This is a genomic window from Rhodococcus sp. MSC1_016 (assembly GCF_023667485.2).
GTDB lineage: Bacteria > Actinomycetota > Actinomycetes > Mycobacteriales > Mycobacteriaceae > Rhodococcus_F > Rhodococcus_F oxybenzonivorans.
In genome coordinates, this window is record NZ_JAMOZI020000001.1 from 5,948,283 (window position 1) to 5,972,884 (window position 24,602).

Annotated in this window: 30 protein-coding genes and 4 pseudogenes; 22 read left to right on the forward strand and 12 right to left on the reverse strand. The window is 65.6% G+C overall.

The features are described 5' to 3' along the window. Window positions 1–20: 20 nt before the first annotated feature. The gene (locus L1080_RS27810; protein WP_250766953.1) at window positions 21–440 is read left to right on the forward strand and encodes a hypothetical protein; all 420 of its coding nucleotides are present in this window, start codon (window positions 21–23) and stop codon (window positions 438–440) included. Between the two features lie 88 nt (window positions 441–528). On the opposite strand, the pseudogene L1080_RS27815 reads toward L1080_RS27810, so the two are convergent. Beyond that, window positions 529–1,139, reverse strand: a pseudogene (locus L1080_RS27815) (helix-turn-helix domain-containing protein); the annotation flags it as partial. A gap of 370 nt (window positions 1,140–1,509) precedes the next feature. On the opposite strand from L1080_RS27815, the gene L1080_RS27820 reads away from it, so the two are divergent. Further along, complete coding sequence (locus L1080_RS27820; protein ID WP_374433003.1) at window positions 1,510–1,782, forward strand: hypothetical protein; 273 nt, start codon at window positions 1,510–1,512, stop codon at window positions 1,780–1,782. A gap of 31 nt (window positions 1,783–1,813) precedes the next feature. On the opposite strand, the gene L1080_RS27825 is transcribed toward L1080_RS27820, so the two are convergent. From L1080_RS27825 to L1080_RS27835, 3 genes and pseudogenes are all read right to left on the reverse strand, one after another. After that, entirely contained in the window at window positions 1,814–2,116 is a 303-nt protein-coding gene (locus tag L1080_RS27825; protein ID WP_250766956.1) for a hypothetical protein, read from the reverse strand. Window positions 2,117–2,291: 175 nt separating this feature from the next. Then, window positions 2,292–2,414 (reverse strand): annotated as a pseudogene (locus L1080_RS27830) (VOC family protein); the annotation flags it as partial. A 9-nt stretch (window positions 2,415–2,423) separates the two neighbouring features. Further along, entirely contained in the window at window positions 2,424–3,284 is an 861-nt protein-coding gene (locus L1080_RS27835) for a fumarylacetoacetate hydrolase family protein (protein WP_374432829.1), read from the reverse strand. A gap of 541 nt (window positions 3,285–3,825) precedes the next feature. Here L1080_RS27835 and L1080_RS27840 point away from each other — a divergent pair. From L1080_RS27840 to L1080_RS27875, 8 genes and pseudogenes are all read left to right on the forward strand, one after another. Continuing rightward, window positions 3,826–5,571, forward strand: a complete 1,746-nt coding sequence (locus tag L1080_RS27840) for a phytoene desaturase family protein (RefSeq protein WP_250766958.1) — start codon at window positions 3,826–3,828, stop codon at window positions 5,569–5,571. An 82-nt stretch (window positions 5,572–5,653) separates the two neighbouring features. Further along, a complete protein-coding gene (locus L1080_RS27845) occupies window positions 5,654–5,791 on the forward strand; it encodes a hypothetical protein (protein WP_250766960.1) in 138 nt (45 codons plus the stop codon). A 94-nt stretch (window positions 5,792–5,885) separates the two neighbouring features. Then, a complete protein-coding gene (locus L1080_RS27850; RefSeq protein ID WP_005566940.1) occupies window positions 5,886–6,356 on the forward strand; it encodes an SRPBCC family protein in 471 nt (156 codons plus the stop codon). A 55-nt stretch (window positions 6,357–6,411) separates the two neighbouring features. Beyond that, complete coding sequence (locus L1080_RS27855; RefSeq protein ID WP_250766962.1) at window positions 6,412–7,392, forward strand: enoyl-CoA hydratase/isomerase family protein; 981 nt, start codon at window positions 6,412–6,414, stop codon at window positions 7,390–7,392. Beyond that, window positions 7,389–7,850 (forward strand): nitroreductase family deazaflavin-dependent oxidoreductase, encoded by a 462-nt coding sequence (locus L1080_RS27860; protein ID WP_250766964.1) that lies wholly within the window; start codon window positions 7,389–7,391, stop codon window positions 7,848–7,850. The genes L1080_RS27855 and L1080_RS27860 overlap by 4 nt, the downstream gene beginning before the upstream one ends. Before the next feature lie 46 nt (window positions 7,851–7,896). Further along, window positions 7,897–8,046, forward strand: a complete 150-nt coding sequence (locus L1080_RS27865) for a hypothetical protein (RefSeq protein WP_374432835.1) — start codon at window positions 7,897–7,899, stop codon at window positions 8,044–8,046. After that, window positions 8,031–8,216, forward strand: a pseudogene (locus tag L1080_RS27870) (PaaI family thioesterase); the annotation flags it as partial. The gene L1080_RS27865 and the pseudogene L1080_RS27870, both read left to right, overlap by 16 nt. Before the next feature lie 209 nt (window positions 8,217–8,425). After that, a complete protein-coding gene (locus L1080_RS27875) occupies window positions 8,426–9,214 on the forward strand; it encodes a crotonase/enoyl-CoA hydratase family protein (protein ID WP_250766966.1) in 789 nt (262 codons plus the stop codon). A gap of 143 nt (window positions 9,215–9,357) precedes the next feature. Here L1080_RS27875 and L1080_RS27880 read toward each other — a convergent pair whose 3' ends face one another. After that, window positions 9,358–9,924: a TetR/AcrR family transcriptional regulator gene (locus tag L1080_RS27880; RefSeq protein ID WP_043788426.1), complete on the reverse strand. Its 567-nt coding sequence runs from the start codon at window positions 9,922–9,924 to the stop codon at window positions 9,358–9,360. 148 nt (window positions 9,925–10,072) lie between these two features. Between L1080_RS27880 and L1080_RS27885 the strand changes: the two genes are divergently transcribed. The 3 genes from L1080_RS27885 to L1080_RS27895 are packed head-to-tail and all read left to right on the forward strand — an operon-like array spanning window position 10,073 to window position 13,062. Continuing rightward, complete coding sequence (locus tag L1080_RS27885) at window positions 10,073–11,074, forward strand: alpha/beta fold hydrolase (RefSeq protein WP_250766968.1); 1,002 nt, start codon at window positions 10,073–10,075, stop codon at window positions 11,072–11,074. Continuing rightward, entirely contained in the window at window positions 11,071–11,943 is an 873-nt protein-coding gene (locus tag L1080_RS27890) for a metal-dependent hydrolase (RefSeq protein WP_250766970.1), read from the forward strand. Before L1080_RS27885 ends, L1080_RS27890 begins: the two co-directional genes overlap by 4 nt. A gap of 27 nt (window positions 11,944–11,970) precedes the next feature. Then, the gene (locus tag L1080_RS27895) at window positions 11,971–13,062 is read left to right on the forward strand and encodes a PDR/VanB family oxidoreductase (protein ID WP_250766973.1); all 1,092 of its coding nucleotides are present in this window, start codon (window positions 11,971–11,973) and stop codon (window positions 13,060–13,062) included. A 404-nt stretch (window positions 13,063–13,466) separates the two neighbouring features. Here the strand turns inward: L1080_RS27895 and L1080_RS27900 are convergent. Next, window positions 13,467–13,727 (reverse strand): annotated as a pseudogene (locus L1080_RS27900) (transposase); the annotation flags it as partial. Between the two features lie 52 nt (window positions 13,728–13,779). On the opposite strand from L1080_RS27900, the gene L1080_RS27905 reads away from it, so the two are divergent. After that, the gene (locus L1080_RS27905) at window positions 13,780–14,346 is read left to right on the forward strand and encodes a hypothetical protein (RefSeq protein WP_250766979.1); all 567 of its coding nucleotides are present in this window, start codon (window positions 13,780–13,782) and stop codon (window positions 14,344–14,346) included. Between the two features lie 98 nt (window positions 14,347–14,444). Then, complete coding sequence (locus L1080_RS27910) at window positions 14,445–15,050, forward strand: hypothetical protein (protein ID WP_250766982.1); 606 nt, start codon at window positions 14,445–14,447, stop codon at window positions 15,048–15,050. Between the two features lie 541 nt (window positions 15,051–15,591). Here L1080_RS27910 and L1080_RS27915 read toward each other — a convergent pair. Both L1080_RS27915 and L1080_RS27920 read right to left on the reverse strand, forming a co-directional pair. Then, window positions 15,592–15,753 carry a hypothetical protein gene (locus L1080_RS27915; protein WP_250766985.1) on the reverse strand — a complete coding sequence of 54 codons (162 nt, stop codon included), beginning with the start codon at window positions 15,751–15,753 and terminating at the stop codon, window positions 15,592–15,594. A gap of 198 nt (window positions 15,754–15,951) precedes the next feature. Continuing rightward, entirely contained in the window at window positions 15,952–16,353 is a 402-nt protein-coding gene (locus L1080_RS27920) for a hypothetical protein (protein ID WP_250766988.1), read from the reverse strand. A gap of 170 nt (window positions 16,354–16,523) precedes the next feature. On the opposite strand from L1080_RS27920, the gene L1080_RS27925 reads away from it, so the two are divergent. The 5 genes from L1080_RS27925 to vapB all read left to right on the forward strand — a co-directional run bounded on the left by L1080_RS27925 (window position 16,524) and on the right by vapB (window position 19,524). Next, window positions 16,524–17,720, forward strand: a complete 1,197-nt coding sequence (locus tag L1080_RS27925) for a sensor histidine kinase (protein ID WP_250766991.1) — start codon at window positions 16,524–16,526, stop codon at window positions 17,718–17,720. Continuing rightward, window positions 17,717–18,391 carry a response regulator transcription factor gene (locus L1080_RS27930; protein ID WP_236603180.1) on the forward strand — a complete coding sequence of 225 codons (675 nt, stop codon included), beginning with the start codon at window positions 17,717–17,719 and terminating at the stop codon, window positions 18,389–18,391. The genes L1080_RS27925 and L1080_RS27930 overlap by 4 nt, the downstream gene beginning before the upstream one ends. Before the next feature lie 188 nt (window positions 18,392–18,579). After that, entirely contained in the window at window positions 18,580–18,774 is a 195-nt protein-coding gene (locus L1080_RS27935; protein ID WP_159922980.1) for a hypothetical protein, read from the forward strand. Between the two features lie 212 nt (window positions 18,775–18,986). Next, window positions 18,987–19,115 carry a hypothetical protein gene (locus L1080_RS27940; protein WP_268962516.1) on the forward strand — a complete coding sequence of 43 codons (129 nt, stop codon included), beginning with the start codon at window positions 18,987–18,989 and terminating at the stop codon, window positions 19,113–19,115. 187 nt (window positions 19,116–19,302) lie between these two features. Beyond that, the gene (gene vapB / locus L1080_RS27945) at window positions 19,303–19,524 is read left to right on the forward strand and encodes a type II toxin-antitoxin system VapB family antitoxin (RefSeq protein ID WP_159922982.1); all 222 of its coding nucleotides are present in this window, start codon (window positions 19,303–19,305) and stop codon (window positions 19,522–19,524) included. 106 nt (window positions 19,525–19,630) lie between these two features. On the opposite strand, the gene L1080_RS27950 is transcribed toward vapB, so the two are convergent. Together L1080_RS27950 and L1080_RS27955 are read right to left on the reverse strand one after the other, a co-directional pair. Further along, on the reverse strand, window positions 19,631–20,272 hold the full coding sequence (locus L1080_RS27950; protein ID WP_250766994.1) for an RES family NAD+ phosphorylase: 642 nt from the start codon (window positions 20,270–20,272) through the stop codon (window positions 19,631–19,633). Continuing rightward, window positions 20,272–20,919: a hypothetical protein gene (locus L1080_RS27955; RefSeq protein ID WP_159922984.1), complete on the reverse strand. Its 648-nt coding sequence runs from the start codon at window positions 20,917–20,919 to the stop codon at window positions 20,272–20,274. The genes L1080_RS27950 and L1080_RS27955 overlap by 1 nt, the downstream gene beginning before the upstream one ends. 550 nt (window positions 20,920–21,469) lie before the next feature. Between L1080_RS27955 and L1080_RS27960 the strand changes: the two genes are divergently transcribed. Next, window positions 21,470–21,946, forward strand: coding sequence for an Lrp/AsnC family transcriptional regulator (locus L1080_RS27960; RefSeq protein ID WP_250766997.1), 477 nt, complete (start codon window positions 21,470–21,472; stop codon window positions 21,944–21,946). Between the two features lie 228 nt (window positions 21,947–22,174). Next, window positions 22,175–23,290, forward strand: coding sequence for a GAF domain-containing protein (locus L1080_RS27965; protein ID WP_374433005.1), 1,116 nt, complete (start codon window positions 22,175–22,177; stop codon window positions 23,288–23,290). Here the strand turns inward: L1080_RS27965 and L1080_RS27970 are convergent. Both L1080_RS27970 and lipA read right to left on the reverse strand, forming a co-directional pair. Then, on the reverse strand, window positions 23,269–23,529 hold the full coding sequence (locus L1080_RS27970) for a DUF3263 domain-containing protein (protein ID WP_109334512.1): 261 nt from the start codon (window positions 23,527–23,529) through the stop codon (window positions 23,269–23,271). The genes L1080_RS27965 and L1080_RS27970 overlap by 22 nt on opposite strands. Next, window positions 23,526–24,545 carry a lipoyl synthase gene (lipA, locus tag L1080_RS27975; RefSeq protein WP_250767004.1) on the reverse strand — a complete coding sequence of 340 codons (1,020 nt, stop codon included), beginning with the start codon at window positions 24,543–24,545 and terminating at the stop codon, window positions 23,526–23,528. The genes L1080_RS27970 and lipA overlap by 4 nt, the downstream gene beginning before the upstream one ends. Window positions 24,546–24,602: the final 57 nt, after the last annotated feature.

Sequence of the window (24,602 nt, forward strand, 5' to 3'; positions counted from 1 at the left end):
ACATCCCAGGAGTGCCTACCATGCTCGAGTCGCTCGTCTTCGCAGTCGTCGTCGCGGCTGCGTGCGTTTTTGCCGGTGCCGTCTACGGACGCTGGCGTCTGCGCACCGGACGGTTTCGCCCCGAGGAGTGCGTCGTCTGGAAAGCCATCGAACGCGGCGACCCCCTGCCGGCAGAGGCGGACGGCGAGGTGATCCGTGACCTGTTGACCCGCCATAAGAAGTCGAAAACGCGCTGGATCATTTTCAATGCCGTTGGGCTGGTCTTGTTGCCGGTCAAGTGCCTTGACGAGTTCCTCGGCGGGGGCGTGACTGCTGACACCGGCTGGACCATCCTCTTCGCCATCTCCGTGGCGATGTGGCTGTGGACCGACGCTCGCCGTCTCACGCGGATCCGACTGTTGCTTGCGCAGTTGGACGCGAGTTGCGTTCGTCGTTGCTGACCCCGCCCGGGCGTGTCCTGGCGGGCTGTGCACGTCCCAATCGGGGATCTGACACTCAGGGTCCGATCGGTGGGCGTTGTGCGCTTTCGGCGCGGCGGATGGCGCGGTAGACCGTAGAGCGGGCGACATTGAACAGCTCGGCGAGTTCGCTTGTGGTGTGCCGGCCGGCGCGGTGCAGCTAAACAAGGTGCGCTTCCTGGTGGGGGCAGCTTGTTCGCATCATCCGTGGGGTGGATTAACGCATGAGAGACGTTGAGCTCGTCGAAGTCCTCGATCGGCAACTCGCCCGATTCCGGGACACCGGTGGGGACCGAACGCAGGGCACCCCTGGCGCCCTCGGCGCCCTGCTGCGGGTGACCTTCTCGGCGGTCTCGAGAGCGGCATCGCGGCTCGCGGTCAGAGTTTTGACTGCGACGTCCCCGGCGTGCCCGCCCCGGCTGGGCAGTTCCCCCTAGGGAGGGTGGGGTGGCGCGGACGGTGTTCGGGGCCCGGTCCAGGCCGCGGGCGGACCACAGCTCGGGGATTTCCCCGAGGTCACGGATCGCGGCGTCGATGGCCTCGGCCCGGCCGCGGGCGTTCTCGGCGTTCTCGAGGAGTTCGCGCCGGACTGCTTCGGTTCTGGGCCTGGGTGACTCGGGTCTCGGCGACCTGGATTTCGGTGTTGGTCAGGTCCAGGATGGTGCGCAGCTGCGTCAGCAGCGTGCTGGTGTCGGATGTGCTTGTACGTGTTTACCCTTCGACGTGGATGGACGGCATCTAGGCGCAAGGGCCACCGCCCCGTCACTACCCCGACCTCCCTCCGGTAACCCGTTGCGCGGGTCGGATCGTTCGGCGCTCCTGCGGGGATCTGCATATGCTCCGAAGGTCCACGGAGCGAAAAAGGGGGAGAGCAATGCCCAGAAAGACGAGCGCGAAGAAACTGCGGCAGCGATCTGCACATTTGGGAGGCCCATGGTTTTACTGACGATGTCGGCTTCACCGTGGGGCATGAGGTGGTCGGCATCGTGCATGAGGTGGGGTAGGGGTCACCGCGGTCAAGCCCGGTGACCGGGTGTTGGTCTCAGCGTCGGTGGGCTGCTCCACCTGTGCCGAGTGCGCGGCCGGCCGGGTATCGACGTGCTTGTCCAAGACTGGGTCGTGGCAGTCGAACTGCTATGGGCTCGGCCACGCGCTGCAGGGCCGCCAAGCGCAGTACCTCCTTGTATCGCAGGCGAACTCCAACCTGGTGCGGATCCCGACCAGGTCAGCGACGAGGCCGCCGTCGTGCTCACGGACAACGCTCCGACCGCCTGGTACGGCTGTCGTCGTGCACGGATCTCGCCGGGGGACTCGGTGCTGGTGATCGGACTGGGCCCGGTCGGGTTGATGTCGGTTCAGTCGGCTATCGCCAGGGGGCCGGACAGGTCCTCGGTATCGACCCGGTCAAGGACCGCCGTCAGCGGGCCGCGGCCCTGGGTGCCCGCCCGATAGCGGTGGGGGATGACCCGGGCGAACAGATCCGCGCGATCCGGGCCGCCACGGGCCGCCACGGGCGGTCGCGGCACCGACGTGGTGATCGAGGCGGTCGGAGCGGACGCGACTATCGCGCTGGCGCTGCGGGCGGCGCGGACCCGCGGGCGGATCAGCGTCAGCAGGAACAATTCCTTCAGCTTCCCGATGGAGATCAGCCAGCTCAAGGAGTTGGACTTCGCGATCGGCCTTGTTCGGTACAGGCGGAGCTTCCGACGCTTCTCGCGCTCACCGCGAACGGTCGACTAGACCCGGCAGCCGTCGTCTCCCACCGGGTGCCGCTGTCCGCGGGCCGCGAGGCGTACCAGATGTTCGGCACTCGATCCGATCGCGTCTGCAAGGTCCGTTGCGGGTGGCGAAGACTCCGCCCCCGCGGTGCTCGAGTCCGAAATCAGTGTAGAAGGCGATGGTGTCGTCGACGTTGGGGACGCCGATGGTGACTTTGCCCAGTCCGTGTAATGCCATGGTTCGTTCCTATTTCGCTTCGGGATGGTCGGTGACGAAGCGTTGGTGCAGCTGACCGATGCCTTCGATCCAGCTGTCGAGCTTCTCATCGGCCTGCAGGAATCGCTGCGGTTCGCGGCCGACACCGACGCCGGCCGGGGTGCCGGTGAAGATGACATCGCCGGGGTAGAGGGTCACATTGCGGGAGAGGGTGGCGATCAGCGTGGAGACGGGGAAGATCAGGTCCCGGGTGCGGCCCTTCTGCACTTCCTCGCCGTCGATGGTGCAGCCGAGTTCGAGGTCGTCGGGGTCGGTGAACTCGTCCGGGGTCACCAGCCACGGGCCTTGCGGGGAGAACCCGGCGAAGGACTTCCCGAGCCCGAATTGCGGTGCCGGGCCGCGTAGTTGGGAGATGCGTTCGGAGATGTCTTGTCCGGCGGTGAGGCCGGCGACGTGGGACCAGGCGTCGGCCTCGTCGATGTTGGTGGTTTCGCGGCCGATGACGGCGACGAGTTCGACTTCCCAGTCGACGTTGCCGCCGGCCGGGATCGGGACGTCGGTGTCGGGGCCGGAAAAGGATGAGACGTACTTGGTGAAGATCGGGGGCAGGTGGGTCGGGGATTCGAAGCCGGATTCGGTGGCGTGGGCGTGGTAGTTCAGGCCGACCGCGAACACCTGGCGCGGTGCGGGTGACGGCGCCCGCAGCAGGGTCCGGTCGATCGGGAAGCTGTCGTCGGCGAGGATTGACGGGGCCTGTTCGGCGACCCATTCGGTGATGTCACCCCAAGCCTGGTACACGGCAGGCAATTCCGGGCCGAACCGGCCGCGGGAGTCTGGGAACCCGACAGAATGCCGGGGAGCCTGTTGTAGATTCCCGGTGTCCTCTGCCAAACGATCCGAGGCATTGCCATCGCGTCCGAGGCAAGTGCAGGGCTTCTGCCACAAAGATGAGGCGAGCACGGATTGACCTGCGCGTTTGTTGGGCTTCGCTGCCCGTCCGGCGGACGGCTACCTCAACAATGTGGCCGAAAATCAGCGAGCCGCTCCGCCACATTGTTGATGCATCCCAGGTCAACGAACCGCTCGTGCCTCGCCTCAAATGGCAACGGACACCCGGCGGACATGTCAGTTTCACGATTTCACGTCACATAGTCGTATCTAATTTCCGTCTATGCAGGTAAGCGAGTTACCACGCTTGCGCTGGGCTGGGGCTGAGGATCTTGCCAACTTAGTGAGAATTTCCCAGGTGACCTATACCTCGAAAGGCTCGACCACCACGATCGAACCCCAGTGCAAGCGGGCATGACCCCGACGAATTAATGAACGCAACCACTTGCCGTAGCACGATCGGTCTACTACTCTCACTATATCTGTTACCAAGATTTACAGACATTAAATTGCGTCACCCGGCTTCCGATGAAGGAAATTTCGCATGAATCGCTCGCAGCGACCCCCGGCCGACACCCCAGAACACTTCGACGCGATCGTCGTCGGGTCCGGGATCGGCGGCATGACCGCAGCCGCCTATCTGGCGGCCGGAGGTAAGCGCACCCTGGTACTCGAGGCCTACGACATCATCGGCGGGTCCACCCATGTATTTCGCCGGGCCGGAAAGTGGGAGTTCGATGTCGGCGTGCACTACGTCGGCGACTGCGGTCCGAACGGGCAGATCCCGACTATCCTGCGCGGGGTGGGGCTGGACAAGAAGATCGAGTTCAGCAACCTCGACCGGGACGGGTTCGACACCATCGTCTTCCCCGACCTCACTCTGAAGATCCCGGTCGGGTGGGATGACTACCGCCGCAACCTGATCGAGGCCTTCCCCGGCGAGGAGAAGGCGATCACCAGGGTCGTGCGGATTCTCGAACGTATCGGCACCAACATCGACCGTAGCTCGACGCCCGCGTCGATAGCCGGCAACGTCAAGTTCGTTGCCAAGTCGGGGACTGCTGCGCTGTGGGCGCTGCGACCGCTCACTCAGCTGCTCGATTCGTACAAGCTCAGCCCCCGACTGAAGGCAGCGATGTCGGTGCAGTACGGCACCTACGCCAGTCCGCCGCACCGGACGCCGGTCGCGGTGCACGCGGTGATGCTGCACAACTTCATGCGGGACGGCGCCTGGTTCCCCAAAGGCGGCGGCCAGGTGTTCTCCACCCGGCTGGCGGAGGTCGTGGTGGCGCACGGCGGTCAGATCCGCACCCGTTCGGCGGTGCACCGAATCCTGGTCGACGGCGGCGCCGTCGCCGGAGTCGAGCTCGAGGACGGCACCAGGTTCCGCGCGTCGATAGTGGTATCCAACGCCGACATCAAGAAGACCTACAACGACCTGGTGGGCCGCGAACACCTCAAACGCAGGACGGCCTGGCGGCTCGACCGGATGCGAATGTCGCAGCCGTTCTTCAACTGCTACCTCGCCGTCGACATAGATCTCAGCAAATCGATCCCCAACACAAACTTCTACTCGGTGCCCACGACGGAGGACGTGACGACGCTGTTCCGGGACCTATCCGAGAACCGCAACGGCCGCAGCAACGACGAACTGCTCGCCGAGCTGGACACCCGCATGCCCGCCTATGTCAGCGTCACGACGGTCAAGGACCCGGAGAACCGGACCGCCGCCCCCGAGGGCTGCTCGGTGCTCGAGGTGATGACCCTCGTCTCCCCGGATCCCGAGTTCTGGGGCCTGGACGGGTGGCACGAGGACTATGGGCAAAACCCCGAATACCTGCGCATCAAGGACGCGTTGACCGACATCATGGTCAAGCGGGTTGACGAGGTGATCCCCGGGATCAAGGACCACATCGTGTGGCGGGAGGCGGCGACACCGATGACGCAACACCGCTACACGGGTTCGACTGACGGCACCCCATACGGGCTCGAGCTTTCGATCACCCAATTCGGCCCCTTCCGCCCAGGGGTGCGCACCGAGATCGGCGGGCTATTCCTCTGCGGAGCGAGCATGGCCTGGGGCCCGGCGGTCGAAGGCGCCATGCTGTCGGGCATGCATGCCGCCGGTGCCGCGCTGGGACGCAACGTGGACAAGGAGATCCGCGCCGGAATGGTATTTGGGGACAAACACGATCAGGCGGACGATCCGGCGGGCTGGGAACCTCTGGCCGCGGCGAAGAGCCTGGCCACCAAGGGTTCTCGAAAGCCCGCACCGAAGTCAGGTACGTGACCCCCCGCTTTGCGTAGTCGGACCCGGGCTCCGGGCGCCACGGGTCTGGGCTGTCGACTCCCTGCAGCGCGACCTGTTCGCAGTGATTCGCAACGGCACCGTGTTCGGCAACGCCGACCAGCTGCCCGAGCACGACAAGAACTGGGATCCGCTGGCCGTCGCCACCGATACCACCCTCCGCGGCCAGAAGGCCCGCACCACGACCACCACACGCACATGACCGAACCCGGTCCAGCCCTGGCACAAGCGCGTCCCCACCCGCGTCGGACCGGTGACCCGATCACACTCCTGCGACCAGAAAAGGAATCCAGCTGATGAAGCCCCGCACCGTCACCGTCGAACGGACCATCCCTGCACCCCCGCAGGTGGTGTTCGACTGGCTGAGCACGGTCACCAACTACACCGCCTCGCCTCTGGTGCTGGCCGCGAAACTCCTCACCCCCGGTCACGACGCCCCCTACGGTAAAGGCGCCCGTCGCGCTGTCACCAGCGCCCTCGCCTGGTTCGAGGAAGAGATCACCGGCTACGACCCGCCGTACAGCTTCGACTACCGCATCCGCCGTAGTGTGCCGCGCATCCGGCACGACCACGGCCGCGTCGAGTTCCACCCGCACCGGGACGGCACCACAGTCGTGTGGACCAGCACCTTCGCCGTCACCACACCGGTCATCGGCGCCGCGCTCACCACCGTCGCCGCCCCGCTCATCGCCCGCACCTTCGCCGGGCTGCTCGCCGCCGCCAACCAGGCACTCACCACCCAGCTACCCGGGGCGCACCGTCAGTGACCCACCACAAACCCACGTGATCCGACCGAACCCGGTCCACGAGAGGACAATACAGATGGCTACGACAGCCGAACTCGAACTGGAAACGCTCACCGTCGAACAACACGGGCGCGTGATCACCGCGCGCTACGCCAGCCCGCCGCTGAATTTCGTCACCACCGCCTTCGTCCGCGACCTCGACGCGCTGACCGCCGCCGTCGACCGGGACGACTCCGTCGGCGCGGTCGTGCTCACCGGCGGCATCGACGGCCGGTTCCTGACCCACGCCGATCCCACCGAACTCGGCGACGCCACCGCCGCGCCGATCCCACCACTGTCGCCGGCAGTGCTGTATCCGCTGTGGCGGTTGACCCGCGCCGCGCTGCGGGCGCCCGGCGCGCTACGGGCAACCGAAGCCGCGGGCGGAGCCGTCGCGCAGGCGCTGGCCTGGGGCTACCGGTGGCGGCGCACGATCCTGCGGATGAACCGCTCGTCCACGGTGTACATCGCCGCGATCAACGGCCCCACGACCGGTGGCGGCCACGAGATCGCGCTGGCCTGCGACCTGCGGTTCGTCTCCGACGCACCGAACATCCGGCTCGGACAGATCGAAATCCTGGCCGGGCTGATACCCGGCGGCGGCGGCACCCAGCGACTGCCGAAGATACTCGGCACCGCCAAAGCCCTCGAGCACATGCTCGAGGGCGCGCCACTGACCGCCGAGCAGGCCCTCGACCTCGGCCTGGTCAACGCGATCGTGCCCGACAACGACCTGGTGACGCACGCCCAGAACACCGCCGCCCGCCTGGCCCGCCGCGCACCCACCGCGGTCCGCGCCATCAAACGGCTCACCTACTTCACCGCCGGTCGACCGCTCGACACCGCCCTCGACAAGGAGCTCGCCGGATTCCTCGCCACCGGCCTGCAACCGGCGATGAAAGCCACCCTGCACGCGTTCAGCACCGACCTCGCCGAGCTGCACGACTCACCGCCGTCCTCCGGCAACAACGACTGGATCCACGGCACCCGTGTGAACCAGACAGGAACCACCCGATGAAGACCTCTGATCCCTACGGGCGGGCCTACCGTAAGTTCCGCATCGAGCGCCTGATCGGACGCTACGTCGCCAACCCCACCGTGCATGGGCTCAACCGCATCGGAATCGGCACCACGCTCGCCACCGAACTGGAAACGATCGGACGCAAGACCGGCCGACTCCGCCGCGTCCCGGTCGCCGCAGCCTTCGACGCCACCGGCGCCTGGCTGATCTCCCAGCACGGCACACGCTCTGGATGGACAGCCAACATCACCGCCGACCCACAGGTGCGGATACGAGAAGGTGAACGCTGGCGCACCGGTACCGCGCAGTTGGAGCCGGACGACGATGTCGACGCCCGTGCGCGCACCTTCGCCTCGCATCCCGCTTTCGCCACATTGACCGCCGCCACCTTCCGAGCCCTGCAGAGCGCACCGATCTCGGTCCGCATCACGTTCACCGACATCCCTCCCCAATGAACCCAGACGGCCCGATGAATTGCGATCACGCAACCGGAAGGAAGCCATGACGACCGCTCAGGAAAACAACGCGACGAAGAACCCAGCGGAGATGACCGGCCTGGAACTGCTGCGCGCGATGAGTACGCTGCCGCGCGACCAGGTCCCCAGCATCGGCCGGCTACTCGGGATGACCGTGACGGAACCCTGGAGCTGAACGTGAACTACATCCGCTCGATCGCTACCGACGGGCAGCGCCTCACGGCCACAGGCACCACAATTCACGTGGGCAGACAAACCGCGACAGCAGAGGGCCGAGTCGTAGACGAGCGAGGAAAACTGGTCGCGCACGGCACCACGACATGCATCATCCAGCGGATGAGTTGAGCGGAAAAGCGGTTCCCTAACGGAATCGCAGATCGGGAGCGCCCGGCGTACCGGACGCGCCGTGGGAGCCCGACAAACGATGTCGACGCCCACGCATACGGCTTCGCGTCGCCTCCCGCTGTCGCCGCATCTTCCGGCACGGCAGAGCGCTGATCTCTGTCCGCATCACCGTCACCCACAACCTCACCGAACGAACGGCAAGGAATCCGATGACCGACACCGCGCATCCCGACACGATCACCCTCGAACGCGAGGGACACGTCCTGCTGATCGGTTTGAACCGGCCCGACAAACGCAATGCGTTCGACCGCGCCATGCTCGGCGACCTGTCCCGTGCGTATGCCCTGCTCGAATCCGACCCCGAACTACGCTGCGGCGTCCTGTTCGCCCACGGCGAGCACTTCACCGGCGGGCTCGACCTCGTCGACGTTGCCCCCGCCATCGCGGCCGGTGAGACCCCATACCCCGCCGACGGACGCGACCCCTGGCGACTGGACGGCGACTGGACGACGCCGATCGTCGCCGCCGCGCACGGCTGGGTGATGACCCTGGGCATCGAACTACTGCTCGCCGCCGACATCCGCGTCGCCGCCACCGGCGCCCGATTCAGCCAACTCGAGGTCCGCCGCGGCATCTACCCGTTCGGCGGCGCCACCCTGCGCTTCCCCCGCGAAACCGGCTGGGGCAACGCCATGCGCTGGATGCTCACCGGCGACGAATTCGACGCCACCGAGGCCCACCGCATCGGCCTCATCCAAGAGATCGCCGACGACCCCGTCGACCGGGCACGCCAGATCGCGCACACCATCGCCGACAAGGCCGCACCTCTCGGCGTGAGCACCGTCCTGGCCAGCACCCACCGCGCCCGCCGCCTCGGCGACGACGCCGCGATCACCCAACTCGGACCCGACGTCGCCCGCCTGTTCGGGACCGCCGACGGAGCCGAAGGCATCCAATCGTTCATCGAACGCCGCGACGCCGTCTTCACCGGCCGCTGATTGCACCACGCACCGCTGACGACAGGCAGACCGTGACAACCGTTCACACCATCACAGCGGCACTCACCGCGACGGGCGCGCACCATCCGGACTTAGCGAACATCGAGGGCAGAAGCGATCACAGCGGGCGCGGGGTCGACATGTTAGGTGAGGTGGAGCCGGATCAGTTCGGCGAGATGTGTTCCGGTTCGATCGAGTGGTTGGACGGACCGTGACGAGAGGGCCACGATGACGGCACCTTCGACCGCGCACACTGCGGTGGTGGCCAGCGACCGGGCGACCGGCCCGTCAACGCCGACACGCTCTAGCTGCTCGGAGAGCAGGCTCTCCCAGTCGCCGAAAACTTCGGCTGCCACGGCGGGCGCCGCCGGTACCTCGGGCCCACACAGAGCCGCTGCGACAATCGGGCATCCGGCAGTGAAATCGCTGGCCTGCAGCGCGTCCTTCCACATCTGAATGAAAGCAACTAGGCCATCGGCTGGGTCGCCCGACATAGTGAATTCGGCGATCCGCGAACTCATCAACCGGCCGGCCACCCGGGTCGATTCCTCGATGAGCTGCTCTTTCCCACGGGGAAAGTTTTGGTAGATCGAACGCCGCGCGGTGCCGCTACGCGCCAGCAGTTCAGTGATCCCGGTGCCGGCGACTCCGCGCTCGCGCACCAGTGCGATCGTGCCGGCGATGAGCCGTTCACGCGGACCTGGAGTCATGGTTCCCATTCCTGAGTTGAGCGAACAATCCTTGCGGTAGCACGGTCAGTCTACTATGGTTCTCGACACACGTTACTTCGATTAACAGATATTGAGTCGTCGATCGGATTCGTGTTCATTCGCCGCCTCTTCAACGAAGGAATCTCGCATGGCGCGATCCAAAACCCATAAGTCGGTCGGACCCCACGGCCGAGGAAATCCTGCTGTCGCAAGGATCGCTCCGCTCGCAGGTGAGGGGCGGGTGGCCACGACTTTCGTGGAGGCCTCGGACGGTGCGCGGGTGGCCGTGCACGAGCGAGGCAACCCTGACGCGCCAACGGTGCTGTGTGTGCACGGGTTTCCCGATGACCACCGGGTGTGGAACGGCGTGGCGGACGAGCTCGACACGACCTTCCACGTGGTGACGTTCGACGTGCGAGGATCGGGCCGGTCCGACCGGCCCCGGCGAATCCGGGACTACCGCCTCGACCAGCTTGCAGACGACATCGGCAGGGTTATCGACACGGTATCTCCAAGTCGGCCGGTGCACCTTCTCGGCCACGACTGGGGTTCGGTCCAGGCATGGCACGTCGCCACCGATCCGGTGCAACGCCATCGCGTCGCGTCACTGACCTCGGTGTCCGGTCCCTGTCTCGATCACGTGCCCTACTGGATCCGCTCCCGGCTTGCCGCTGGTCCCAAGGGCTGGAAAGACATTCTGGGGCAATGGAAGTCGCCACTGTACATGGGGTTCTTCCAGATCCCCTGGATCGCCCCGCTTGCATGTCGGCTGGGGTTGGTCGACGGCACGATCGCTCTTGCCGCGTATTTCGAAACCGGCTCCCGCCCTGCAGATGCTCCGTCGCACCGGGCCCGCGAGAATCACGGGGGACTGAGGGTCTACACCGCGAACTTGCTCCCGCGCCTGCTGCGCCCGCACAAGCGCAGCACGGAGGTGCCGGTACAGATTCTGGCTCCTCGCCGGGACATCTTCATCACCCCCGCAAGTCAAGTCGACATCAGCCGCTGGGCAGCTAACTCGCAGGTTCATTTCGTCGACGGCGGGCACTGGGTCCCGGCGTTCAATCCGTCGGCGATCGCCGATCGGGTTCGCGCTTTCATCGACGAGGACGAGCGGTCGCACAGCAACCAGATCGGAGAAGCACGATGAGCATGAACACCGATACCGACAAGGTCTCCCTCGCGGCCCGCGACGTGTCCTGGGACTGGACGGGGCTGCCGATGCACTATTTCGACTCCAACCCGTTCGCCACTCACTACGCCAACGGCATGAACATGCTCCTCCCCGAGGGCGAGGTGTTCTTCGTCGACGTCTTCCAGCAGGCACTGCCGCTGATCAAGGACGACGCGGTACGTGAGGACGTGATCGGGTTCATCGGCCAGGAAGCCACCCATTCCTCCTCACACCAATCACTGCTCGTGTACCTGAATTCCGAAGGGCTCGATACAGATCCGTACGTCACTCAGGTTCGGTGGTTCTTTCGCCGTTTGCTCGGTGATCGTGACCTCGCGGGTCGCAAAGCCCGTTCCTGGCTCCTCGAACGGGTCGCGATCGTGGCGGCCCTGGAACACTTCACCTCCTATCTCGGGGACTGGGGACTCAATGCCTGCGCCTGGGACGACGCCCTCAGCCCCCGCGTCCTCGACCTGTTCCGATGGCACCTGGCCGAGGAGGTCGAACATCGCCATGTAGCGTTCGACCTTTTCACCCACCTCGACGGCGGCTACCTGCGCCGGGTCCGCACGTGGCTGATCGCCGCGCCCACCCTCGCGATCCTGTGGATCCGCGGCATCCGGTACCTGATGTCCGTCGATCCCGAACTCACCGAGAAGGATCGGCGGATCCGCTTCCGGGATGTTCGGCGGACGTGGCGCAAGGGTCTGATGCCGAGCCCGTGGAGCCTGGCCAGGATGTTCGTCGAGTACTTCCGGCCCGGCTATCACCCGTCCCGGTACGGTTCGACCAGCCAAGCGGTCGCCTACCTCGCTTCCTCTCCTGCCGCGCGCGCCGCGGCCTAAAGTCCGCCCTCGCACTGGAGCCTGTTCATGACTGCCCACTTCTTAGAACCTGTCCCGCCGTCGCTGCGCAGGCCGGATAGACCCGATCGGCTGATGTCGGGTTTCCGTCTCGCGGTTCGCGGATACGCTGCCGTCGCCAGCCGAGTACGCATCATCGAACCCGCACCTGTGGATCGGGACTTGAATCTCGTTGTGGCAGAGAGCCGCGTCGAGGCCGACGGAGTACTGAGCCTGCGTCTGACACCTGCGGATGGGTCCGCCGTGCCGCCGTGGCACCCGGGTGCGCACCTCGACCTGACGCTGCCTTCGGGGAAGGTCCGGCAGTACTCGCTGTGCGGCGATCCCGCCGACAGGGGAAGCTACCGGATCGCGGTCCGCCGGATATCCGATGGCGGCGGCGCGTCGATCGAAATCCACGACCGCCTGCCCATTGGGACGCCGGTCATCGCGCGGGGCCCCCGCAACGCCTTCCCGTTCGCGTACCCGCACCTGGCCCGGGCCGACATCTCCCGGGTGGTGTTCATCGCCGCCGGGATCGGCATCACCCCGATCCTGCCGATGGTGCGCGCCGCAGCCGCAGTAGGTGTCGACTGGCACCTGACCTATCTCGGCCGTAGCCCCGCGACCATGGCGTTCCTCGACGAGATCACCGAACTCGATGCTGGTCAGGACCGGGTAAGGATCCTCACCGGAGGCACTCGCCCCACGCCGGCAGAACTGTTGGCGCACGCCGGCCCCCGCGCCTCCGTCTACTTCTGCGGACCGCCCGGACTTCTCCCGGGGATCCGGACCGAGTTCGATCGCACAGGTGCAGTCGGTCTGCATTTCGAGAGGTTCAGCCCCGAACCTGTCACCGGCGGAGAGCCTTTCGAGATTCACCTGGCCCGCACCGCACAAACCGTTCATGTCGCAGCAGACCGGACTGCCCTCGCCGCCGTGCGCGACGCACTGCCCGACGTGCCGTACTCGTGCCAGCAAGGATTCTGCGGCACCTGCCGAGTACGGGTCCTCTCCGGCGACGTCGACCGCCGAGGACGATCGGCATTCCTCGACAACGCCGACACCATGCTGATCTGCACCGACCGCGCAACGTCAGCCGACCTCACCGTCGACCTGTGACCACCGGAAACAAAGCGAGAGGACGGGCCGCCGCGGTGACCCCCGCTCCAGTACTTCCTCCGGAGTTGGCTGCCGGCGCCAAGAGATTCTCGGCCCGTCCCGGCTTCACCGGCTTGCACTGGACACACGTGGCGAACACGCTCTCACCCGGCGCCCGTGACATCCTCCGCCGGGACTTCGTACCGATTGCAGTGGAAACGTTCACCGGGACCACACCTGAATTCTCGAACGACTGGCTCCGGACACGAACCCCGACGACCTGCAGGTGTGCGAGCAGGTAGGGAAAAGCTGCTGAATCGCCCGACTGCCCCGGCGCCACCAGCACGACCAGCGGTAACCCGTGACCGTCGACGAGCTGATGGATCTTGGTCGACAGGCCACCGCGGGAGCGGCCTACCGCGTGGTCAGGCGGCTCGAGGTGCGGATTCGTGTAATTCGATCCAACCCCCTGTGTGGCGGGTGACGTTCGTTGCGTGCTGATGGGCGCGAGCGATGGTCGAGTCCACCGACACCGCCCAGTCGATCATTCCGGAGGCGTCGGCCGCGGCCAGAAGCCGTTCAAGCACCCGATCCCAGGTGCCGTCAGCGGCGAGCCGCCGATGCCAGGTCCAGATCGTCTGCCAGGGACCGAACACCTGCGGAACGTCGCGCCAGGCGATCGCTGACCGGTCCCGGAATCGTCATCAGTGCTTCCAGCAGTGATGTTTGACTGGACACATGACACAGTGGTTCAACGTTGAAGCTGACTATCACCAGTTCACCCTTTCGTCTCCAGAGACCGATACCACCGCGGTACGGGAAATCGGTAGCGTGTTCGACACCGGGGCTGGGTTTGCGACTTTTCATACCGGGATTGCGTGCGGACCAGTGACGGTTGGGATCGACCTTGTGCAGGCACCGCCACAGTGGAGCGATTCATCAGAGTGGGACAACGTTGACGAGGCGGTCCTCGCTGTCACGACGCCACTTCGAATCATCACCAATGCGGGGAAGGTGCAAGACGAGTTCGAGCAGATCGAGGTACCCCCGTCAGGGAAACTCGGTATCCGAGGACACGTGAGCGGCCGTGCAGTTGCTTGGGACCTTGTCGTGGAGGTACCGACTGAGAAGTTCTGGATTGTGATGTGGCCTGCCAACGAGGCGGGGACAAAGCAACTTTTCCAACGCAGAGCTTCGGATGGACTGTGGACTCCTGAGTCACAGCAAGAAGAACCGGAATCAGAGATCGACATCTCAGAAGATGCCACCGCGAGAGTAAGCGGGCCGGTGCGCTGGAACGGGTAACAGGAAGCAAGGGCAGAGGAAGTCATTGGCACTCCCTCGACCATCGCTGACCGGATTAGGTCTCGCGTCGCGGGCCGTCGACCGTAACGTGGTTGAACGTGAGCGACGGTGTTCTAACATGGGCCGATTTGGCGAACCGTCATGAGGCGAGTCACGACCTGTTCGTATCATGCTCGATTGACTACTCGTTCCGTGTTCGCGAGGACGACGAACAGACTGGCGCTTTCGCCGTTTGGCATGGTCCGCAGGATCGTTGGCGCGTTGAAGTGTCGGAGCAACCTGTGTACGTCCGCACCGGTGACCTTGCGTTCGCGCTGAAAAAGGGCACGATGCAAAGGCAGGAGCCCACAGCGAGGCAATTCACGGTGCTGCAGCCCGTCAATCCGCTGTGGTTCTTCGGCCCCAACTCACTTCTGTCGAGGTCCGGCGTTCTTGCCCCGTCGGCTTCCGCAATCGCTGCAGAGGTTGACGGACGCAGTGGGTGGTCGTTCGTCGCCGACCAGCTGACACTGGGAGCACGAAACGCACCGGGTGATCGATTGGAGTTCGTCATAGACGACAAGACCGGGCTGGTTCTTCGTATTGGATCGGTCAATGGGCGCCTGTCCGGAGAACTCCGGGCAGTTCAGGTTATCGAGTGGCTTCCGGATTCGTTGTTCGAGTGGTCCGATGAGGTCGTGGGGCCTAACGGCCTCGATGACTGAGACCGATAGCCGAACCCGCACCGGCATGTCCCGAAAGCCGACCGTTGACCGGAACTCGCTGACCAGCGCCGATCCGGTAGCCGCGTCCGGTGACGAATCGTCATCCCGGGGCGCTGAACGGGACGCCGTCAGAGAACCTCCTGGACGCGCGTTCGCCGCGGCGCATACTCCGCACCGAACGTCGTCGAACGTCCGGTTCCGACTACCGACAAGTGGTGTTCCCGTCGCTACCCGATCGCCCGCGAAGTCCGTTCAGTAAGCCGTCGGACGATGCCGTGGCCTGGTCCGCCCACAGTGGCGAGTCGTTCCGCCGGGGTGCCCCATCCAAGGATGCTCCGGGGCCGATCGTTAAGCTCGGCGGCCATCTCGTCGAGGTGGGCACGGGTCCGGACGGATCCATCCGTGGCCTTGGGAAAGTTCTGCCGCAGAAGCCCATAGTGTTCTCGGTGGTTCCTCGCTGCCAGTGCGAGTGCGGCTCACAAAAGTACGCGGATATGCCAGTGGCGGCGGTGAATTCGTGGTGGCGGGCCCTGATCCCAGGTCATTGATCGGCAAGCTGCCGCGGGAGCCCCTGCATCATGGCGTTGAGCGCCTCCCGGGCGACATCCGGAGACCGCCCGCCGGGGAGGTGCAGGAGCATCACGAAGCGGCTGGCCCGCTCGACCAGGGTCCCCATCTGGGATCGTCCGTCCTTACCGATCACCCTTCCCGAAGCCGGTCGGCGATACGGATACGTGCGGTAGTGCCGAGGTACCGGGCCGACTCCATGTGTAGGGCGGATGTGCGCCGTTCCTGAGGCAGGGTCTCGCCACGCGAGGGACCCTGTTGCTTCCGTATCTCGAATTCCATCCCCACCCAGAACTGTCGGGTGTTGCGACGACCGATGAAATCCAAGTGATGGCTAGCAGGGCGCAGGCACCCGGTGTCGAGTTGTGGCCGGACCGGCGAGACGGCCCGTCGAGTGGGCGTCGATCATCCGCTGTTCGCCTCGTTGAGCGAAACGCAGTGACGGGGACACGGCGGCACCCGCGTCGAGGAGCGCGCGAAGCGCCGGTTGTTCGGCGGCCAAGTGGAACCACTCGTCCTCCAGCGGAGTGCCGTCCTCGAGAGCCTGGTCGAGTTTCGCGGCGAGGTGATTGCTCCATCGATGCTGCAATGCAAGGAGGAGGTTGTCCGCGCACCCGAAAAGCCGTAGCGCGTCTGGACTTTCGCTGGCCTCCAGGGCTGCGTGCACGTCGAACTGTGCTACCGACAGCACATCCTCCAGCACCGCCCGCCGTTCGTGGAAATTCCTCCAGGACATTTCGCCACCTCCGTCGAATCTTGTGATGCGGGAAACGCTACGGGGATGTGGAGGCGATTTCGCCGTGCCAGGGTCGCGATTACTTCTCCTACTACGGGCGGAGAAACGGCTCCGCTCTCGGAACGATGTTCCGGGGAACCTCACCCGGCTACGCTGGTGAGGTGCAGGTCATGGAGTACTTCCGCCGCCGCATGACGATGAGTGAGTACGACTACCCGCCCGGTGTCCCGATCTTCGGGCATGTCGCCATCGTTGCCGTGGCCGGTGTCGCCGTCGCGCAGCGAGATGCGTTTGTGCCCCCCGGATGGGCGTTGCCGGTCGCGCTGGTGGCCGCGGGAACATCCTTGGCAGGAGATCTGGTGAGACCTGGATCCATGATTCCGCGGCCTCTCCTGGCGGTCGTGGTCACCGCAGCGACGGCTCTGCTGTTGGTGCAACAGGTGATCGGTCAGTTCGACGTAGCCCCGTTCATTCTCGTGTTCATGGTCGGCGAAGTCGCGGCGACGGCGAAGCTCGCCGTCAGCCTTGCCACCGCGGCGGGTGCCGTCGCGGTGCTGTCCGGATTCGCCTTCGCCGACCGGCTGGGTGACGTGCCCTGGTACATCGCCGGTGTCGCGGTGGGGTGGATCATCGGACACCTGCTGCAGACCCAGCTCCGCCTCCTTCACCAGGAGCGCGCATCCCATGTCATCCAGACCGAGCAGGCCGCCACTCGCGAACGCCAACGCATCGCCCGGGAAATCCACGACGTGGTGGCCCACTCGTTGAGTATCACCATGCTCCATCTCACCGGGGCCCGCCGCGCCCTCGAAGAGGATCGCGACGTCGACGACGCGGTGGAGGCCCTCGCCGACGCCGAGCGGCTGGGCCGTCAGGCAATGGCAGACATCCGGCGCACGGTCGGGCTGCTCGAGGTGAAACCGGCCGGAACCCGGCCCGAACCCGCCATCGGTGACATCCCGAATCTGATCGACGACTTCCGCCGCGCAGGACTCGAGGTTTCTCTCGAGATGCGAGGGGACCCGGGCGCGGTGAGCAGCGCGACCGGTCTCGGTCTCTATCGGATATCGCAGGAGTCCCTGGCCAACATCATCAAACATGCGCCGGGCGCCGGCGCCGAGGTGACACTTTCGATCGCGCCGGAGTCGATCACGCTGGTGGTGCGCAATCCGACCGCTGCTCCCGCAGCGTTACCCATGGACTCGAGTGGTTCGGGGGTGCGTGGAATGCGCGAGCGCGCCGAACTCCTCGGTGGCACGTTGCAGGCCGGCCCGGATGATCAGGGGTGGTCGGTGCGCGCCGAGATTCCCCTCCCCACCGACTCCTGCCCGCTGTCGCTCCGGCGTCGTACCCCGGAGCAGTCGTGACCGCCCCCGAGATCAAGGTGTTGCTCGTCGACGACCAAGAATTGGTGCGCTCGGGGCTCCGGCGGATCCTGCGACGCAAGGATGGTTTCGTCATCGTTGCCGAATGCGCCGACGGCTCGGAAGTGCCCGACGCCGTGGCTCGCCACGCACCCGACGTCGTGTTGATGGACCTACGCATGAAGGGCGTAGACGGGATTACGGCCACCCGTGAGCTCCAGGCCGGTGATCGACCCCCGCCGGTATTGGTTCTCACCACCTTCGACGACGACGAACTGCTGTCCGGCTCACTGCGCGCAGGCGCCGCCGGTTTCCTTCTCAAAGATTCACCCGCCGAGGAATTGATTCGTGCCGTACGAACGGTCGCGGAGGGAGGATCCTGCCTCGATCCGGCGGTGACCGGCCGGGTGCTGACCACCTATCGCACCGCCGCCCAGCCGCCCAACGGCGCGGGTCGCAGCGTCGACGAGCTGACGGCGCGGGAACTCGATGTGCTCGCGCTCATCGGCCGGGGATACAGCAACAGTGAGATCGGCCGCGCGCTGGGCATCTCGGGAGTAACCGTGAAGAGCCACATCGGGCACATCTTCGTCAAACTCGATCTTCGTGACCGCGCCGCTGCCATCGTCTACGCATTTGACCACGGCATCGTCACGCCCGGCCACGCAACTTGACCGATGTCCAGTTGTGCCGGTCGAGGGCGCTCGGCTCTGTTGGGCGCGATCACAAGTGGCATTCGTCTTTTTGATGATGTACAACTAACGCCATGACCGAATGTGATCCAGCGCACACTTAACCGTGACCGCGGAAAACGTCTACTTCCACGTCATTGCAGTCGACCCGATCCGGAAAGGACCCCGGCGTGCACACCACCCACAACACCCCGCTTCCTGACGAGTCGACGACCTCACTGGTGCGCTCGGGCGCTTCGATAGCGCTCGGGGCAGCGGCAGCAGCAGCGGCACCCGCCGTGGTAGTGACCGGGTCCGCGCTTCTGGCTGGTGTCGCAGCAGTCGCGACGCTTGCCTGCGTCGCCGCCGCATCGGTAATGATCTGACATTTCTTCCACCATCAACATCGCATCGACAGGACACCTACATTCGTGAGCCTTCCCGTTTCAGGATCAACGACCCATGCACGCTCATCCCGCCGGGCGGGGTCGATCAGTACCGAGGAAATCAAGATGCGTATCGAGGCGATGTTCGCCGGTGAACGCTCCGAGCCCCGACCACTCCGGGGTGATCACACCGCACCGGAGAGGATGGCGGTATGACCAACGTGGCACTGCTACTGGGCCTGTTGGCTAGCGCAATCGGCGGCCGCACGGTACTCCAGCGCATCCTCACCAAGCCCAGCTCGCGCCGGGCACCCGGTGCACTGTTCTACCCGAACGGGTGACGTCGACCGCCGCGTTGTAAGCGTCCAACGGGGGCTGGAGCATCGTGCAATCCCCGCGGACGAGGAGTTGCATCGTCACTGTTCGTGCGCGGTGTCACGCTGGCGTTGGCGGAGCTGGGGTTGATTGCTGGCGGTTGCGCACTCGTCGAGGACCGCGAAGATATCGCGTGGTATCGAGGAGGCTGTCATGCCCGACGTTTTGATCCGCAACTTTCCCGCCGAGGATCTGGCGCTGCTCGACCAGCACGCTGCCCGTCTCGGGATCTCGCGAACTGAATTCCTGCGCCGTCAGCTGCAGCAGGAGGCGCGTCGCACCGCCACCTCGGTGTCGACCGCCGACCTGATGCGGTTCTCGCAGGACTTCCCCGACCTGAACGACGACGAGGTCATGCGCGGCGCCTGGTCATGAGTGGCTCCACGTGGCTCATCGACAAGTCTGCGATGGTGCGCCTGGGCACCAGCCCGGACGCCGAACAGTGGGCCAAGCTGTAGCTGGAGATCCCCGTGCGCGACCGTCAGACCACTTGGTATCCCAATTCCACTGCCGCGCTGTCGATACGGCGTGCGAGTCCAACGTGGGACAGTGGCAGTGAGAGCGCTGGGTTGGTGGGGAAGGCGTCCGCGGCGCGCTCGAACAGCGCCACGCACAGATCACCGGCGAATCTGCCGCGGTACGCGATCCCGTCGAGGTTCGGGTAGGCGCGGTGGATCGTCCTGGCCCACGCCTGGGATTGGGAGTGCGGGCCGGAGTCGAGAGAGTGATTGCATCCGAGCCGGGTCGGCCAGGTGCCGCCGGAGAACCCTCCGAGATCGAGCAGGGTGAGTGGGCGGTCGAGGGTCAGTGCTGAGAGATACGGGGTGCCATGGAATCGGTCGATCACTCGGGTTTCCTGGAAGACCTCGGCGAGGGCGCCGCGCGGGCTACTGGCTCCGTACCAGATTCCGTACTTGGGGTGGTCGGCTCGCGGCCGTGGGTGATGGTCGAAGCGCAGCAGTGGCCCGTGTGTGCGGAAACCGTGCCACGGCAACACGTGCGCGCCGTGGGTGGGGTGGAGACGCCAGAGACGGCGGGTGGTGGCCGCGATGGTGACCAGTTCGTCGTCGCGTATCCCCTGATCGCGTATGTCCGCGATCGAGGGTGGGGTGGTCGTGGCCACTAGCCGAGGCTCGTCGCGCGTTCGACGACCTCGAGGACGTTAGGCAGGTCGTGCTCTGCCGCGGCGGAGGTGAGGAACTCGACGACCGATGCGGGGTGACCGTCGACGGTGAGGTCAACGCGGGGCAGGGTCAGCACCGCGTTGACGGTGAGGGGGTGCAGATCGGCGGGGAGTTGGGGCAGGATCTGGTCTAGGTACGGCACCATCCCGGTGTCGGTAAATTGCACCTTCGGGTATAGGCGTCCTCGTCGATCGACGTCGTCGAGGGCCCAGAGTTTGTGTTCGATCGAGGTGAGTTGGCGGACCCGGGGCGCCTTCACCTTCAGCAGGTCGGCGACCTCGGCGGCGGTGAGCGCGGTGCGACGGAGGTCGCTCATGGTCTGTGCCCGTCCCAGTGCGACGGAGAAGCTGGCTCGTTCGCCGTCGTCGGTGAAGCCGGCTTCGTCGAGTAGGTCGGCGTCGTGACGCGAGAGCGCGCCTTGCGGTTGCAGGGCACCCAGGGACGCGAGGTAGCCAAGAGCCGTGGCGACCGTTGCTCTGTCGATCGGGTGTCCGATGGTGCGGGTCAAGGCGTCCTCGAACGACAGCGCGCCAGCGGCGTACTGCTCTGCGGCAACGCGGGCCTGACGATCGTCTGCGACAGCCACAAATAATCCCCTAACGCTCACTAACAGTGTAATTCAGTGTTGATTTCTTGGCTACGGGAGGCCCGGAACTGACATGGCCCGTTGCGATCCACCACGATCGGGACACCGGGACCAGGCAAGACCCGGACGGAGAACCGGCACGGAGCATCAGCGGTGGCGAAGACGCTGTCGTGGCATCTGTACCCATCCGGGACGGTGATCCCGCTGTTCGTCGCACCCGCGCTCGCAGTCGAGTCCCGCGCGAGGTCCTCGGACACCGTAAGAGACGCGCATTCGCGCGGCCGGGCCCGGCGACCGGCTGAGTGGCCGAGGTTTGCTCACCTCTGCCCGACCGCGGCACCACCAATGGTCGCCGATCAGCGTCGGCAGAAACAGGTCGCGTCGCTGTGGTCGGTGCCATCACGGCCCGAGCCGTGGCGGCAACGGTGGGATTCAGTGCCGTTGTGTCGGTGCACCACCGTGGTGCGATGAGCTGTTTGCGCAAGATTGCTGACAAAAATCAAGCAGTATGCGCAGCATGGTTGAGTCGCCTGGTGGCATACTCCGCTACATGACGAGACTCGATCGGACCGACGCCCGCCTGCTCCTTGCGCTCTGCGACGTCCCTCGCGCGACCGGCGTGCAGTTGGCGTCTCTGTTGGGCATGGCGCGTAATACTGTGCAGGCGCGGATGTCTCGGTGGGACGAGCAGAAAGTATTGGCGCCGGTCGACCGGTGCGTGGCGCCCCGGGATCTCGGCTATCCCTTGCAGGCCTTTGTCACTGCGGTGGTCGATCAGCATCGTCTCGAGGAGGTCATCGACCACCTCAGAGACATAGCCGAGGTCATCGAGGTCGTCGGCATCTCCGGGGCTGCGGACCTCCACATCGGCGTAGTCGCCGTCGATGCCGACGATCTGTACCGGGTAGCCGGCCTCATTCTGGCTGTCCCTGGAATCGAACGTACGACGGTGTCGGTCGCGATGCGCGACGCCATTCCCTACCGAACCCGCCCGCTGCTCGAACGTATCGCCGGGGAGGCAGGGTGAGCGCCGACGAGGCGATCCTCACCGAACCGGAATCGGCGGGTGCGACGCCGCTTTCAAGGAATGGCCTCCCCGAATCGTGACATTGACGTGAGCTCCGACCGCCCGTGTCCCGGCTCACAACACGACGGTAAGCTCGGTGTCGTGAGTGCAACCAGTTCGACGCCTGAACGGCTCCTGGCTGTCGGTTCGGGTGTGAATCTCTCCCGGCACGCACAAGTGTTGAGCGAGGTGCACGACGCGGTACTGTCCGGGCAGAAGCCGCCCATGCCTCCGCGTGAGGTCGTCGCCCGGTCGTGGTCGCGACTTCAGGCCGAGGGTGTCAGCCCCGCCCGGTGTGAAGATGTCGTATTCGCGGACTGCTCCGAACTCGAATCTCGCCGTACCCGAACTGCCCTCCGTTCGGTTCTTCCGGAGCTCCGCAGCACGTTGACCGAGGTGGCCGACGATGCGAAGTTCATCGTGGTGATCGCAGACACCGATGGGGTGGTGCTGTGGCGAGACGGTTCCCGCGTCGTGCGCAAGGCCGCTGATGCGCTCGGCTTCATGGAGGGTGCACGCTGGTCCGAGGACTTGGTCGGTACCAATTCCGTCGGCACCGCACTGGTTGAAGGGGCTCCGGTGCAACTATTTTCGGCCGAGCACTATGCGCGGTCGCACTCCGGTTGGTCGTGTACCGGGTCGCCGGTCCGCGATCCGCGGACGGGCGAGGTGCTCGGCGTGGTCGATATCAGCGGGTCGGCGATGTCGGTCCATCCGGCCACCATGGCGCTCGTGCGGACTGCGGTGCGCTTGGCCGAGTCGACGTTGTGGCGGGAGCACACAGTCCAACTCGACAAGCTCCGTGCGCAAGCGGCGCCGGTGCTCGCCGCCGCCGGTGGACCCGCACTCGTCGTGGACCGGCACGGCTGGGTTGTGGAAGCCGGCGGAATCGCTGTACCTGAACGGTTGGCGCCTCCGTGCGCCGAAAAGCCCCTACTCGTGCCGGGTCTGGGATGGTGCGTGCCGGAGCCGCTCGGGGCGGGGTGGTTGGTACGTCGCCGAGAGGATCGGGCAGACATCGACCTCGAGCTCGACCTCGGTGCGTCACCCCGCGCGACGGTGCGCGGAGATGTGAACTGGACCCGGGCCTTGTCACCGAGACACGCTCAGATTCTGCGTGTCCTCGCGGACGCAGGGCCCGGCGGTACTGACGCCGCCGCGATGAGCGAGGCGCTGTTCGGCGACCGTGACCACGTCGTCGCCGTCCGCGCCGAGATCTCTCGTCTCCGAAAAAGCCTGGGCCCGATATTGATTGCTCAGCCGTATCGGTTCGCAGATAATGTTCAGGTTCGGATGTTCGGCTGAGCTGTGGTGCGCACGGCCTGGATACGTGTGTCGACGAAGCTGCGTAGGTCCGCGCGAAGTTGGGGGTCGAGGTGCCAGCCGGCGGGACCGTCGAGAATTTCTCCGAGCCTGGCGATGTAGCCGGCGGGTGTCATACCGAATTCGACGAGGAGATCACCGGTGTTCCCACCCCCGTAAGGCAGCCAGCGGCGGGCGAACTCGAGGATCCGCGAGTCTTCGATGATGGAACGGTTACTCATGGGTGAGGCTCCTGACGGGTGGTGTGGTTGGCTGCGAGATGAAGGAGTCGGTCCGCAATTTCGCGGCGGTGGTGGGCCATCGCCTGCGCGTAGAGTCGGCCGGCCCGGTAGGAGGAGCGGACCAGTGGTCCGGCCATCACGCCGGCGAAGCCGATCTCTTCGGCGGTGGTGGAGTGCGCCACGAATTCCTCGGGCTTGACCCACCGCTCGACGGGGTGATGCCGCGGCGAGGGACGCAGGTACTGGGTGATGGTGATGATGTCGCAGCCGGCGTCGTGCAGGTCGTGCAACGCCTGAGTGACCTCGTCGGGGGTTTCACCCATTCCCAGAATCAGGTTGGACTTGGTGACGAGTCCGTCCTCGCGGGCGGCGGTGATCACGTCGAGGCTGCGCTGGTAGCGGAACGCCGGGCGGATGCGCTTGAAGATGCGGGGCACGGTCTCGACGTTGTGGGCGAGGACCTCGGGGCGGGTGGAGAACACCTCGGCGAGTTGCTCGGGTTTTGCATTGAAATCCGGGATCAGCAGTTCGACGCCGGTGCCGGGGTTGAGCTGGTGGATCAGCCGCACCGTTTCGGCGTAGAGCCAGGCGCCGCCGTCGGGGAGGTCGTCGCGTGCGACACCGGTGATGGTCGAGTAGCGCAGGCCCATGGCCTGGACGGACTCGGCGACGCGGCGGGGTTCGTCACGGTCGAGGTCGTCGGGTTTGCCGGTGTCGATCTGGCAGAAGTCGCAGCGCCGGGTGCACTGCTGCCCGCCGATGAGGAAGGTGGCCTCGCGGTCTTCCCAGCATTCGTAGATGTTGGGGCAACCGGCTTCTTCGCAGACGGTGTGCAGGCCCTCGCGCTTGACGAGGCTTTTGAGCTCGGAGTATTCCGGGCCCATCTTCGCTCTCGTCTTGATCCAGCTCGGCTTGCGTTCGATCGGGGTCTCCGCATTTCGGATCTCCAGTCGCAGGAGTTTGCGGCCGGGCGGGGCCTGAGCGGCGTCGGTCGATGTTCGTGGTGTGGCAGTCACGTGTCGATTCCTGGGTGGTGGTTCCCGCCGAACCGCGGGCAACCGCGGTTCGGCGGG

Excerpts from the sequence above, each read along its gene's own strand:
- L1080_RS27810 (WP_250766953.1), top strand. The coding sequence starts at position 21 with ATGCTCGAGTCGCTCGTCTTCGCAGTCGTCGTCGCGGCTGCGTGCGTT.
- L1080_RS27840 (WP_250766958.1), top strand. The coding sequence starts at position 3,826 with ATGAATCGCTCGCAGCGACCCCCGGCCGACACCCCAGAACACTTCGAC.
- L1080_RS27850 (WP_005566940.1), top strand. The coding sequence starts at position 5,886 with ATGAAGCCCCGCACCGTCACCGTCGAACGGACCATCCCTGCACCCCCG.
- L1080_RS27855 (WP_250766962.1), top strand. The coding sequence starts at position 6,412 with ATGGCTACGACAGCCGAACTCGAACTGGAAACGCTCACCGTCGAACAA.
- L1080_RS27860 (WP_250766964.1), top strand. The coding sequence starts at position 7,389 with ATGAAGACCTCTGATCCCTACGGGCGGGCCTACCGTAAGTTCCGCATC.
- L1080_RS27865 (WP_374432835.1), top strand. The coding sequence starts at position 7,897 with ATGACGACCGCTCAGGAAAACAACGCGACGAAGAACCCAGCGGAGATG.
- L1080_RS27875 (WP_250766966.1), top strand. The coding sequence starts at position 8,426 with ATGACCGACACCGCGCATCCCGACACGATCACCCTCGAACGCGAGGGA.
- L1080_RS27880 (WP_043788426.1), bottom strand. The coding sequence starts at position 9,924 with ATGACTCCAGGTCCGCGTGAACGGCTCATCGCCGGCACGATCGCACTG.
- L1080_RS27885 (WP_250766968.1), top strand. The coding sequence starts at position 10,073 with ATGGCGCGATCCAAAACCCATAAGTCGGTCGGACCCCACGGCCGAGGA.
- L1080_RS27890 (WP_250766970.1), top strand. The coding sequence starts at position 11,071 with ATGAGCATGAACACCGATACCGACAAGGTCTCCCTCGCGGCCCGCGAC.
- L1080_RS27895 (WP_250766973.1), top strand. The coding sequence starts at position 11,971 with ATGACTGCCCACTTCTTAGAACCTGTCCCGCCGTCGCTGCGCAGGCCG.
- L1080_RS27905 (WP_250766979.1), top strand. The coding sequence starts at position 13,780 with ATGACACAGTGGTTCAACGTTGAAGCTGACTATCACCAGTTCACCCTT.
- L1080_RS27920 (WP_250766988.1), bottom strand. The coding sequence starts at position 16,353 with ATGTCCTGGAGGAATTTCCACGAACGGCGGGCGGTGCTGGAGGATGTG.
- L1080_RS27925 (WP_250766991.1), top strand. The coding sequence starts at position 16,524 with ATGGAGTACTTCCGCCGCCGCATGACGATGAGTGAGTACGACTACCCG.
- L1080_RS27940 (WP_268962516.1), top strand. The coding sequence starts at position 18,987 with ATGACCAACGTGGCACTGCTACTGGGCCTGTTGGCTAGCGCAATCGGC.
- vapB (WP_159922982.1), top strand. The coding sequence starts at position 19,303 with ATGCCCGACGTTTTGATCCGCAACTTTCCCGCCGAGGATCTGGCGCTG.
- L1080_RS27960 (WP_250766997.1), top strand. The coding sequence starts at position 21,470 with ATGACGAGACTCGATCGGACCGACGCCCGCCTGCTCCTTGCGCTCTGC.
- L1080_RS27970 (WP_109334512.1), bottom strand. The coding sequence starts at position 23,529 with ATGAGTAACCGTTCCATCATCGAAGACTCGCGGATCCTCGAGTTCGCC.